General features: G+C 63.9%; 7 protein-coding genes. 5 read left to right on the forward strand and 2 right to left on the reverse strand.

The genetic code is table 11. The features are described from left to right. A partial coding sequence (locus VL973_RS03535) for a sulfatase/phosphatase domain-containing protein (RefSeq protein WP_325282649.1) occupies nucleotides 1-831 on the forward strand: 831 nt, incomplete at its 5' end. Nucleotides 832-870: 39 nt separating this feature from the next. Continuing rightward, complete coding sequence (locus tag VL973_RS03540; RefSeq protein ID WP_325282650.1) at nucleotides 871-2,328, forward strand: sulfatase-like hydrolase/transferase; 1,458 nt, start codon at nucleotides 871-873, stop codon at nucleotides 2,326-2,328. Between the two features lie 158 nt (nucleotides 2,329-2,486). Here the strand turns inward: VL973_RS03540 and VL973_RS03545 are convergent, their stop codons facing one another. Together VL973_RS03545 and VL973_RS03550 are read right to left on the reverse strand one after the other, a co-directional pair. After that, nucleotides 2,487-4,301 carry a family 43 glycosylhydrolase gene (locus tag VL973_RS03545; RefSeq protein ID WP_325282651.1) on the reverse strand — a complete coding sequence of 605 codons (1,815 nt, stop codon included), beginning with the start codon at nucleotides 4,299-4,301 and terminating at the stop codon, nucleotides 2,487-2,489. A 120-nt stretch (nucleotides 4,302-4,421) separates the two neighbouring features. Further along, nucleotides 4,422-7,121 (reverse strand): TonB-dependent receptor, encoded by a 2,700-nt coding sequence (locus VL973_RS03550; protein WP_325282652.1) that lies wholly within the window; start codon nucleotides 7,119-7,121, stop codon nucleotides 4,422-4,424. 582 nt (nucleotides 7,122-7,703) lie between these two features. Between VL973_RS03550 and VL973_RS03555 the strand changes: the two genes are divergently transcribed. From VL973_RS03555 to VL973_RS03565, 3 genes are all read left to right on the forward strand, one after another. Then, complete coding sequence (locus tag VL973_RS03555; RefSeq protein WP_325282653.1) at nucleotides 7,704-9,254, forward strand: sulfatase; 1,551 nt, start codon at nucleotides 7,704-7,706, stop codon at nucleotides 9,252-9,254. Nucleotides 9,255-9,274: 20 nt separating this feature from the next. Next, nucleotides 9,275-10,414, forward strand: a complete 1,140-nt coding sequence (locus VL973_RS03560) for a hypothetical protein (RefSeq protein ID WP_325282654.1) — start codon at nucleotides 9,275-9,277, stop codon at nucleotides 10,412-10,414. After that, nucleotides 10,411-11,609 (forward strand): glycoside hydrolase family protein (locus VL973_RS03565; RefSeq protein WP_475526555.1); only part of this gene is annotated, 1,199 nt, incomplete at its 3' end. The genes VL973_RS03560 and VL973_RS03565, both read left to right, overlap by 4 nt.

Consider the following 11,609-nt stretch of genomic DNA (forward strand, 5'->3'; position numbering starts at 1 on the left):
GACGCAGACTCACTGACGCTGCCGCCCAAGACGGTGGATACGCCGTCAACCCGCAACGCGCGCGCGCGCTATTATTCCGCGATCGCCCGGCTGGATGCGGAACTGGGCGACGTGATGGCGGCGGTCGATGCGAAGCTGGGCAGGGACCATTTCTTCCTGTTCTCATCCGATCACGGCGCCCAATGGCCGTTCGGCAAATGGAACCTGTATGACACCGGCACGCGCACGCCATTGATGGTCCGCTGGCCAGGGCACACCATGCCGAAAACCCGGACCAGCGCGATGGTGAGTTGGGTCGACATCCTGCCCACTCTGGTCGAAGTTGCGGGCGGACAGGCGCCCGCTGAAATTGACGGCCGATCCTTCGCGGCCGCGCTCGACGCCGGCGGCAAGACGTTTGCCGGTCGCTCGGAAATCTTCACGACCCATAACAATGACGGCAATTTCAATGTGTATCCGGGCCGGGCGGTTCGCACCGATCGATGGAAGTATATTCGAAATCTTCACCCGCAATGGCTGCACACGACGCATATCGACCAGAGCCGAGAGACGGGCGAGGGAGCCTATTTCCCGACCTGGCAGCGGCGCGCGCAGACCGATCCCGCCGCCAAGCGCATTGTCGATGCCTATTACAGCCGGCCCGCCGAGGAACTGTATGACGTCGTCACCGATCCGGCCGAAACCCGCAACCTCGCGGACGATCCACGCTATGCGTCGGTGGTGAAGGACTTGCGCGCGCGCGTTGAGGGCTGGCGTCGCGAACAGGGGGATACGCGTCCGGTGACGCGCACGCCCCACCTCAACCGCGAGCGCACAGCGCGCGACAACTGACGGCCGGAAACGATACCGCCATTTCGGAAGGGATATTCGATGTCATATAGCCGTGCGCGCCAGATCGTGGCTCCGCTGCTGTTGAGCGCGACAGCCGCGATTGCAACGCCATTGGTCGGCGCTCCGACGGCGTTGCCGGACGAGCAGACGCCGGCACGTCCGCCTGCGGCGGCGCCGCAGCCCAACATCCTGTTCATCCTTGTCGATGACATGGGCTATGGCGACCTGTCGCTGACCGGCAACAAGCGGGTTTCGACGCCGAATATCGACGCCCTGGCACGCGACGGACTGGTGATGACGCAGTTCTACGATGCCGCGCCGATCTGTTCGCCTTCGCGGGCGGGCGTGTTCACTGGCCAGTTCCCGGCCCGCAATCGCTTCACCACCTACATTTCCGATCGCGCCCGCAACGCGCGCTTCGGGCAGACCGACTGGCTCGACCCCAGGCTTCCGAACATGGCCCGGTCGCTGAAGGGGGCGGGTTACGCCACCGGCCATTTCGGCAAATGGCACATGGGCGGGGGGCGCGATGTCGGCGACGCGCCGCTACCATCGGCTTATGGCTTTGACGAAAGCTATACGCAGTTCGAAGGCCTTGGTCCGCGCCTGCTGCCCAGCGACCTGCCCAGCAACCTGGCCAAGCAGAGCGCGGCATTGGGCAAAGGGCCGGTCGACTGGGCGCCGCGCGCGCAGGTCACCGGGCGATACGTCGATCGCCTCCTCGATTTCGTCGGGCGCGAAAAGGCCGGTCCCTGGTTCGCGCAACTGTGGCTGGACGACGTGCATACTCCCTGGGTGCCGGACGGCGAACAGGTCGAGCATGTGAAAGGCGAGGGGCGCAGCCAGCGCGAAGACAAGTTTTTCGCGGTGCTGGTGGCAATGGATGCCGAGATCGGTCGTCTTGTGGACGCGCTGCGGCGCGCCGGCGAGCTTGACGACACGTTGATCGTTTTCACGTCAGACAATGGCCCGACCGTGGGCGCCAACACGCCGGGTTCGGCAGGACCGTTTCGCGGGCGCAAGGCAAGCCTGTACGAAGGCGGTATGCGGCAGCCGCTGATCGTGCGCTGGCCGGGGCATGTAAAGGCGGGAAGCCGTGACGCGCGCAGCGTCGTCCAGGCGGTCGACCTGCTCCCGACACTTACCCACATAGCGGGCGCGAAGATGCCGGCCGGCGCGGACGGGATCGACATCGGCGGCACCTGGGCCGGACGACCGCTGACAAAGCGGCCGGACCTGTTCTTCCATATCGCGCGCCCGGCGACCGAAAGCGCTTTCGGTCCGCTTTACGCCGTCCGGTCGGGTCCATGGAAGTTGCTGATGAACGCCAACCGCAGCAACGTTGAACTCTACAACATCGATGAGGACCCTGCCGAGACGCGCGATCGCAAGACGGACGTGCCGGATGTTGCGCGCCGGCTGACTGATCGCGTGGCTGGCTGGATCGCCAAGCTACCGCCGCCTGGCCCCGCGACAAGAGCGGCGTCAGGAGAATAAGCGTGATTACAAGGGCGCGTGCACGTTTGGCAGTGTCATCCATGCATGGAATCAACGGGTGAAGACCCAAGACCCAGATCTCGACCCAACCCTAACACACGAATTTTGGGCTTGAGCCGCGCCCTTGCCCGAAAGGCGGCGTCGTGTCGCAGCACCCGTCAGCGTGTCTGCTGTGTCCCGCTTTCACCAGCCCGAACCGATAGCCCGTCTTCTGTTGCATGGAGCGGCACGAAACCAAGCTTCTTGCGAAACGGCGCCGTCACGTCATTCCCGAACATTGTGGTCCACCAGCCGCCGCCCCGATCCTGAAAAACCGTGCCGTGCCCGGCATGTGCCGCGCCGACCTGGCGCTTGCCATAAGGTCCCCATATCGACCGCGCCGATCCATACATCATGTCATAGGTGCCGTGGGTGCGGAGTGGCCCGTTCCATTCGGCACCGGTGATGACGTAGCGATCACCGATCCGGGCCAGCCCATTGCCTTCATATCCGACGTTCTCGCCGTCGGTGTCGACAAGACGGACCGGCGGGCGTTTGAACCCGTCGCGCCGGGCGTTGAGTTGGCCAAGCCACCCTCCGCCCCATAATAGATATACGCCGGCGTCATCTTCGAACACGAAGCCGTCGATCCCCTCGACCAGATGCGCGGGCGCGACGTTGCGATACGGTCCTTCAGCCCGCCCGGTGGTGCTGCGGTAGAGCCAGGTCTTGCCGCCGACATCGCGCTCCATCATCGAGAAGGCGAGATAGAAGGTGCGATCCTTTTCCACCCAGCGCAGCTCCGGCGCCCACAGCGCGACGCTGTTGCGAAAGGTCCGACCCAGGTCTGCGCGGTCGAAGGTCAGCCGCGTTTCCGACCAGCGACGCAGGTCCGACGATTGCCAGAGCGCGAGTTCGCCCACCGCCTGTCGGTTTCGGCCGGTGGTGCCGACCAGATAATATCCTCCATCAGGACCGCGGGTTACCGACGGATCGCGTATCCCGATGATCGGTTCGGCCGGCCGAAGCGCGGCGACCGTGCCGCCTTCTGTCAGGACGGACGGGACGGGACGCAGCCGGTTGTCGGGTGTGCGCTCCAACGGGACGAGCGCGACCTGCTCACAAAGGACGGCGTATCGGTCGGCGCATTGAGGATTGTAGGTGGCGGACATGCGGCCGTCGGTGCCGGTGATGATCGAGGTCCGGCCGGCATGTGGCACCGCCAGAAACCGGCGGGTGAAGGGGCCGTAGGGCGTAGGCGCGGTCGCCATGAACACATCTTCGGTCGGCGAGCGCATCCGGTTGGTGATTTCGCTTGCGACCACGACATAGCGTTCGCCGTCCCGGAACATCGTTGCGCCCTTTTCGCCGATCCGGACGCGAACCGGCCAGTCCTGTCCTGCCGGCAGCGGCTTGGCGAAGGCGGCCTGATCGGGTTTCAGGAAGCGCGGGTCTTCGGCGAGTGCGTTCAAATCGGGGGTCAGGCGCGCGATCATTCCCCCAGCCCAAAGCAGATAAGTGCCGCCGTCCCTGTCAACGAACAACGACGGGTCGGCGGCGTCCGGAACCAAACAGGGGCTTTCGCGATAGCGGCCGCTCGGTTGCGCGATCAACCCTGTGGCAATGCGGGCGCAGCCATCCTGATCCTGAAACGTGAGGAACAGCTGATCGCCACCGATGGCGACATCGGGTGCAAGAACGCGCCGTCCGGCGGCGTGGACGGCACCAAGCGACTGCCAGCGCTTGCCATCGCGCGAGGTCCACAGGCGCACGCCGTCCTTCGGCCCGTCGCGCTGCGGCGTGCCCGTCAGGAACCAGCGGCCACTGGCGGTGCGGGCGACCGATGCGTCCAGGATCGCCCGGTCACGAAAGATCGACTGCACCGGACGCGCGTTCGCCGCAGGCGCGGTGGTGGCGTTGCTGTCCATCGACGGATGGTCGAGAAAGATGTCATCCACCGGCTGTCGCTGTCCCGCGGCCGGTGCGACGGACATCAGCCAGGCCGCCAGCACCGCCGGTCGGGCGATCCGGCGAAATGAAGCGGACGCCCGATCGCAGGGCCTGCTGCCGCCGTGTGATCGCGCGTCCGTCATCTTCCACCTCCCGTCCGTGTTTTAGAAGCGAAAACGGATACCGAGCCGGTATACGCTTTCGAGGAACCGGGTCTGAAACGGATAGACCTGATCGAGCGCGTTGAACTGTCGCGAATTGCGGACCGCCGTGCCCAGCAGATTGGTGGCATTGAACGTCAGCGTGATGTTCTCGATCGGCGTCAGGGTCGCCGCCAGGTCGAGCGTGCCGCGACCGCGCTCGATAATCGGCAGCGTCGGGCCAAGGACGTTCGCCCCGAGTGCCGGATCGTTCACCCGCCCGTAACCAGTGACGAAGTCCGACCGATAGTTATATGACAGGCGGGTCGACACGTTCCTGGTTTCGAAAAAGCCCGACAGGTTGACCAGGTGCTTCGACACACCCGCGATGCGTTGCTGTCCGGGCAGCGTTTCGGCGAGGCTCGGCGCCAGTTCCGATGTCGCGTCGAGATAGGTGTAGTTCACCATCGCGCCGAAGTTGCCGAGCCAGGTCGGCAGCCAGGGCGCACGGAAGAAAGTGCGCGCTCCCGCCTCGACGCCGTCGATCCGGCCGGCGCCGCCGTTTTCGGGCCGGCTGACCAGCAGGCGCCCGAACTCTGCGTCGGTCACTTCGGTCTGGAAGTTGTTGATGAATCCCTGCAAGTCCTTGCGGAACACGCCGGCCGTGATCGATCCACTGCGGCTGAAATAATATTCAAGCGACGCGTCGTAATTGTTTGATTCGATCGGCTGCAGGTCTGGGTTGCCGCTGGACGCGCTGCGGACGCAGCCCGGATTGTCGGGGCCGCTGTCCGGATTGGCCGGGTCGACCGTGCAGATCTGCGGGGGCGCGCCGATGGTGAGGGTCGGGTTCAACTGACCGAAGCCGGGTCGCGTCCGGGTCTTGGTATAGGCCAGGCGTAGCTGCAGATCGCGACTGAAGCGGACGCGGGTGCTGACGTTCGGCAGATAGTCGTCATATGACGACGTCCGCGTGATCGGCGTGATGGTCGTGACGGCATCGGGGCCGGTGCCGACCGTCGAACGCGTGGTGCCGTTGATCGTCGCTTCGGTCCGCGTCGCGCGCAGACCGATCAGACCGTCGATCGGCACGCCGATGTCGAAATCATACCGCGCTTGAACGTAGCTGGTATAGGTCTTCTCGTTGCTGGTATATTCCGGCTCGACATAGTCCAGTTTGCCGGGCTGCAGGCCGACCATCGAGCGCAGCAGGTCCGCATTCTCGACCAGGCTGTCGCGCGTTGGCACCAGGAAGGTCCGGATCGAGTGCGCCTGGTCATTGCGGAAACCGGCAGGTGTTGTTTCGTATTCCAGCGGAAGCAGCGAAAAAAGTTGACCGGGAGGTGCCTGGGTCGTGCGATTGTAGGAATAGCTGTTCGCATCACGATCGGCGAAGCGAAGTCCCGCCTGCAGGTTGCTGATCCCGAAGCGATCGAGCTTGTAATCCACGTCGAGCCGGGCCTGCACGCTTTTGCCGAAGCTCCGGCTGCCCGTCTCCGCCAGGTTGGTCCAGCGGTAGAGCGCCGGATTGAACAGGTCGAAATCGACCAGCGAGACCGTCCCGCCGCCAACACCCTGGTCGGTGTCAAAATCGAAGTTGCGCGTCGGCGCCAACGTGTTGGTGAAGTTCATGCGAAAATTTTCGTTGATGAACGTCGATTCGGTATAGGCCGCGTCGCCCGTGATCCGGAGCGGACCATCGCGCCAGTTGAAGCCGCCGCCCCCCTGATAGGTGTTGGTCGTCTGGTCGGCCGCACCCTGACCGCCGATGGGCAGGCCGCCACCGGTCGCGGTGGCGCTCTTTATCTGGTTCGTGCCGGGAATCAGCACGACGTTGCTGAGCACGGCGGCATCACCGGAAACGACCTGATAATTGCGACCTTCGCCTGATGAGCGATAGCCCTGGAATAGGCCGTCCAGATAAAATTCCAGCTGGGGCGAGGGCCGCCACTGAAAGGCAGCCGCAGCATTGGGCCGCCAGCGGTTCGCATTCGTATAGTCTGTGTTGACGAACTGGGGAATTCGCAGCGCCTGACCGGTGAATCCAGGCACGTTGGTCCGGTTCAGAATGGCCTGCGCGACGTTACGCGCGGAATCACGAAACTTGACTTCGGCATAGGCGCCTTCGACCAGAAAGCCTATTTCGCCGATCCCGGTCGACCAGCGTTTGCTGATAAGCAGATTGGCTTCGACGCCGGTCTGTTGCGACTGGTGAAAATGCAGCCCGGTCACGCCGCCGGCGATCCGGTCTCCCTTAAAGTCGAGCGGCTTGCGCGAACGCACATCGACAAGGCCGGCAAGACCCGGTTCGAGCAGGTTCGCGCTGGCCGATTTATAGACGTCGATGCGCGCGATCGTATTGGCCGGGAAATCCTGAAGCGCGACGAAGCGCCCCTCGGCCGTAAACACCTCACGACCGTTATAGGTGGTCGTCAGGTCCGGCAGGCCGCGGATGCGAACGGCCTGTGCGGTGCCGCCATTGCGTTCCACCTGGACGCCGGTAATGCGCGCCAGCGATTCCGACGCGGTCACGTCTGGCAGGCGACCGATATCCTCAGCGACAACCGAATCGACGATTTCGTCCGAGTCTTGCTTGATCGCCTGCGCGCTTTCCAGGCTGCGCTGGATAGCGGTGACGACGATATCGCCGCTGTCGGTTGGAATGTCCTGAGCGCTCGTCGCCACGGTTTCACCCGCGTCCTGCGCCGCAGCGAACGATGGCATCATCATCGCCAGGCACAACGCCGACGATCCAAGCAGGCAACCTTTTCCAAAGGCCAACACGCATCACCCCCCTTATTTAGATTTTTGTTCGGTCATAATTATAAGACTAAACATAATTTGCAAGTAGGTTGTCGGTAGCGTTCCGGCGCTTCGGGACCGGCATCGAAATGCGGCCAAGAGGGTCGTGTAGCCAAGGGCGATCGCCCATCGGCATAAATACCCTTTTCAAGACGGCTCGATTTAGTAATATAAATACCACTCACCACCGAAAGAGTGGGGTGGTCCTTGGGGAGACTGGATGACAAAAGGCGTCACACGTCGCGCAATGTTGCTGGCCGGCGACGCGCCCGCGCTGATCCGTCCGGGACGCTCCACCCTACCGGCGATGTTAAAGCGCACAGGCGATGCAAGAGGTGTGATCGGGAAGTGGCACCTGAGCGCGAAAATCCCGCGGCGCGACAGCCCGCGCGGCGCCGATGAAGGCCCAGCTCGCCGGGATCGAGGCGGCTGGCCGCAGCCGCCCCTGACAACATTGCAAAGGAGAATGGCGTGACTGGACGCGGCGCGATGGCAAGGAAATGGATGACAATGCTGGCTGCGACCACCGTTGCCATCGGCGCACTGGCGACGTCGGCGCAGGCGCAGCAGCGCCGCACCCCGACGCGAGCGGCGGCAAAGGCACAGCCGCGCCCGAACGTCCTGCTGATTATGGTGGACGACCTGAAACCCACGCTGCGATCGTTCGGCGACGCCACCGCGATCAGCCCCAATATTGACCGGCTGGCGGCCCGCGGCGCGCGGTTTCAGCAGGCCTATGCCAACCAGGCAGTCTGCGCGCCCAGCCGGATCAACCTGATGACCAGCCGGCGTTCGACGTCGAGCGGCATCTATGACTTCGGCATGGACCTGCGCCGGTATATCCCGAACGCGGTGACTTTGCCCCAGTTGTTCAAGAATGCGGGCTATTCCACCGAAAGTATCGGCAAGGTCTATCACGTCGGCCACGGGTCGAACGACGATCCCGCCAGTTGGTCGCGCCCGCCGGTTCACGACCATGTCGTCGAATATGTCGCGCCTGAAAACGCGAACGGGCCGCCGACGCGCGAGGAGGCACTGTTCAACGAGGTGCCGGTCAAAGGCAATGTGTGGCGATATGCCGCGACGCTGGCCAAGGGCATGGCGTGGGAAAGCCCCGACGTTCCCGACGATGCCTATGCCGACGGCCGCACCGCCAGGCGTGCCGGCCAGCGGCTGCGCGAGCTGAAGACGGCGGCATCGCCCTTTTTCCTGGCGGTCGGCTTTGCCCGCCCACACCTGCCATTCTCCGTGCCGAAGCGCTATTGGGACATGTATGATCCCGCCAAGCTGCCGATGCCCGAATTCGAGCAGCTGCCGGCCGGTGCGCCGGCCTTTGCCGGCAAGGTCGGCGGTGAGATCGTCGCATACAAGCCGATCCCCGACGGGCCTGGTGCGGACTATCCGCAGGATCTGAAACGCAGGCTGATCCACGGCTATTATGCCGGTGTCAGCTATGTCGACGCGCAGATCGGAAAGGTGCTCGACGCGCTGAAGCGGGAGGGACTGGAGAAAAATACGATCGTCGTCCTTTGGGGCGACCATGGATGGCATCTGGGCGATCACGGCCTGTGGACCAAGCATACCAATTTCGAACAGGCGGTGCGCCAGCCCCTGATCTTCGCCGGGCCGGGCACCAAATCCGGCACCGCGCCCCGGCAGATCGCCGAGACGGTCGATGTCTATCCGACGCTGGCGCAACTTGCAGGGCTGACGATGCCTGCGAAGATGCAGCCGGTCGACGGGATGGATCTGAGCGGGGCGCTCCAAGACCCGAACCGGGTCAGCCGCCCCTTTGCCTATCACGCCTTTAATCGGCCCCGCCGGATTGGGCAGGCGGTTCGCACCGAGCGCTATCGGCTGGTGCGCTGGACGCAGGAGGCGACCGGCGCACGCGCATATGAGCTATACGATCTGCAGGGCGATCCGGGCGAGACGCGCAACATGGCCGACGCCCTGCCGGGGGTTCGCGGTGAGTTGGAACGCTATCTCGACGCACAGCCAAAGCCGGTCACGGTCCGGCTTGCTGCAGAACGCCCGACGCGGCCGGGTCTTTAACCCGACAATTGGGGATTGAGATGACGGTTCGGAAGAAGACGGGCACCGCGTTGCTCACGCTCGCCACGGTTTTGGCGTTGCCGACTGCCGCCACCGCCCAGAATGCGCTCGGGGCGAACTACAACGAGCATTTCGAGGACGTCGACTATGGCGAACTCGACCGCGCCAATGCCGAATGGGTGCGTATCTTCCTGCCGATGCCGCAGGTCGACCGTGCGGGACCCGCCGAACATGGGGCAGTCAAGACCATTCTCGATGCCGACAGGCGCGGATACAAGACCATCCTGTCGTTGAAATTCCCGTACAACAGGGTGCAGTTTCCCGATGCGGACGGACCCGAATTCGACCGGCAGCTTGCACGGCTGGACGCGGTGCTGCCGCTGGTGATGGGAAAGGTCGACATGCTGGTGATCGGCAACGAGCCTTTCATCGAAAGCCGCCAACAGGACTGGACCCCCAATTTCAACAAATTCTATGAAAAGCTGGCCAGGCGTGCCATCGCCCATCGGGCCGCCAATTGCGGCGCGAACTGCAAAACCCGGCTCTACATGGGTTCGTTCAACCGGCTATGGAGTCCGAAATGGCGGACGCCCACGACCGAGCGCTGGATGCGTTTCGTCAAAAATACGCCTGAGATTGAGGGCGTGGACATCCACCCCCACGTCACGACGATTGAGCAGACAAAAGTCTTCCTCGATTATGTCATTCCCAGGATGCGGCCCGACCAGAAGTTCATCGCGACGGAATTCTCGTTGATCTGGTGGTGGAAAGATCATCTGAAAAAACCGGTCCCCGCCGCTTTCGCCACCAAATATAGCATACCGGCAAACACCCGGAACTGGCAGGTCATCAAGGCTGCGCTGGACCAGCCGTTCCCCAAGGCGAAGTGGGACGATTTTCTTGCACTGAACCCGTGGTTCGAGGACCGCAAACACTATCTCGCGAATATAATGCAGATGTTTCGCGCGACCGGCCGGCTGGCGGTCGCGACCTATGGGTTCAAGCAGGGTAGATCGATGGCCAACAACTTCGGCCCGGAATCGACGCCGTGGTTGCTCAACAGCGTGGTTGCCGGGCGCACCATCCGCAAGAATGCCGATGGGTCCAGCCAGTTCAATTACGCCTGGATCGACGATTTCAAGACATTGCAGGCGAAATGATGACACGCTCATTCTCGTTGGTCCTGGCCCTCGCGCTCGTTACGGCGACACAGGCCGCCGCGCAGCAGCCGCCACTCAAGAAGGCAGTCGCCGACGATATTTTCGCGGACCACCCGTCGATGGACCGCAACGCCACGGTGATGCCGGCGGCGAACGCAAAAGCCGTCGCCCCGATCTTTGCCGACCGTCCGATCGGTGACGCATCGCTGGCGCGGCTACCGGGCGGCGGCTGGGTGCTGACCGGCACGACGCTGCGGGAAGGGCAGCGACACGGCGTTGCGCTTTGGACGTCGATTGACGGCAAGTCATGGAAGGCACTGGGACCGGCAAAGATCGCGGGCAACGGCATCGCGGTGGGGGATGTGTCCGAGCGCTATCTCGCCCCCTCGGTTACGGTTGCGGGGGAACGACTGTATCTCGCCTTTTCCGACAAGACGGGGTGCGCGCGGATCGCGACCGGCAGCACGGCGGCCCCCGATGGAGCGTTCACCGCATCGCCTTGTCTGGTCGATGGCGCGGCTGACGTGTCGCTGTTCGTCGATCGCGACGGCGCGGGCTATCTCCTGTGGGGGGCGGGGTATATCGCCCGGCTGGCGCCCGGCTTCGACAAGCTGGTCGACGCACCGCGGTTCCTGAAGCCCGACCAGGCGCTGTTTGCCAAGCATCCGCCGGTCGGCAAGGACTGGCCGGTTCGCACCCGTGTCGGCACGCGCGGTGCCACGATGATACGCGACGGCGACCGCTACGTGCTGGCGGTCAGCGAGGTAACCGGGCGAATGCGAACCGCCACCGAGGACGTGTTCGTTGCCGATGCGCCGACGCCCTACGGTCCTTTCACGATGCGGGCGCTGGCGGTGCCCCATGCGGGCCGCGCCGCGCTGGTCCGGCAGGACGACAACACGCTTGCAGCGGTCTATGATCCGAAATGTGAGGATGGCTTCGCGCTGTTCTGCGAGCAGGTGGGACTCGTGCCGCTCGAACGGTTCGAGGGGCGGTTGCGACAGGCCGCGGCAGTTCTAACCGAGGACAGCGCGGTCGCCGCACGCAAACCGCTCATCACGACAGAAACCATGCGCGATCCATCGGTGACTTTGGGCGGCGACGGTAATTATTATCTCGTCGGCACGCTGGACGGCTACGGCTATCATCGCCCTGATGGTGGCGTGAAGCTGTGGCGTTCGGCGGATCTCAAGAC

Origin of the sequence: Sphingomonas sp. (assembly GCF_035490575.1) — a bacterium.
In the GTDB taxonomy this organism is placed as follows: Bacteria; Pseudomonadota; Alphaproteobacteria; order Sphingomonadales; family Sphingomonadaceae; genus Sphingomonas.

What these genes read in the sequence shown, in the direction of transcription:
- VL973_RS03560 (WP_325282654.1), top strand. Translation starts at nt 9,275, where the DNA reads ATGACGGTTCGGAAGAAGACGGGCACCGCGTTGCTCACGCTCGCCACG.
- VL973_RS03540 (WP_325282650.1), top strand. Translation starts at nt 871, where the DNA reads ATGTCATATAGCCGTGCGCGCCAGATCGTGGCTCCGCTGCTGTTGAGC.
- VL973_RS03550 (WP_325282652.1), bottom strand. Translation starts at nt 7,121, where the DNA reads ATGCCATCGTTCGCTGCGGCGCAGGACGCGGGTGAAACCGTGGCGACG.
- VL973_RS03555 (WP_325282653.1), top strand. Translation starts at nt 7,704, where the DNA reads ATGACAATGCTGGCTGCGACCACCGTTGCCATCGGCGCACTGGCGACG.
- VL973_RS03545 (WP_325282651.1), bottom strand. Translation starts at nt 4,301, where the DNA reads ATGTCCGTCGCACCGGCCGCGGGACAGCGACAGCCGGTGGATGACATC.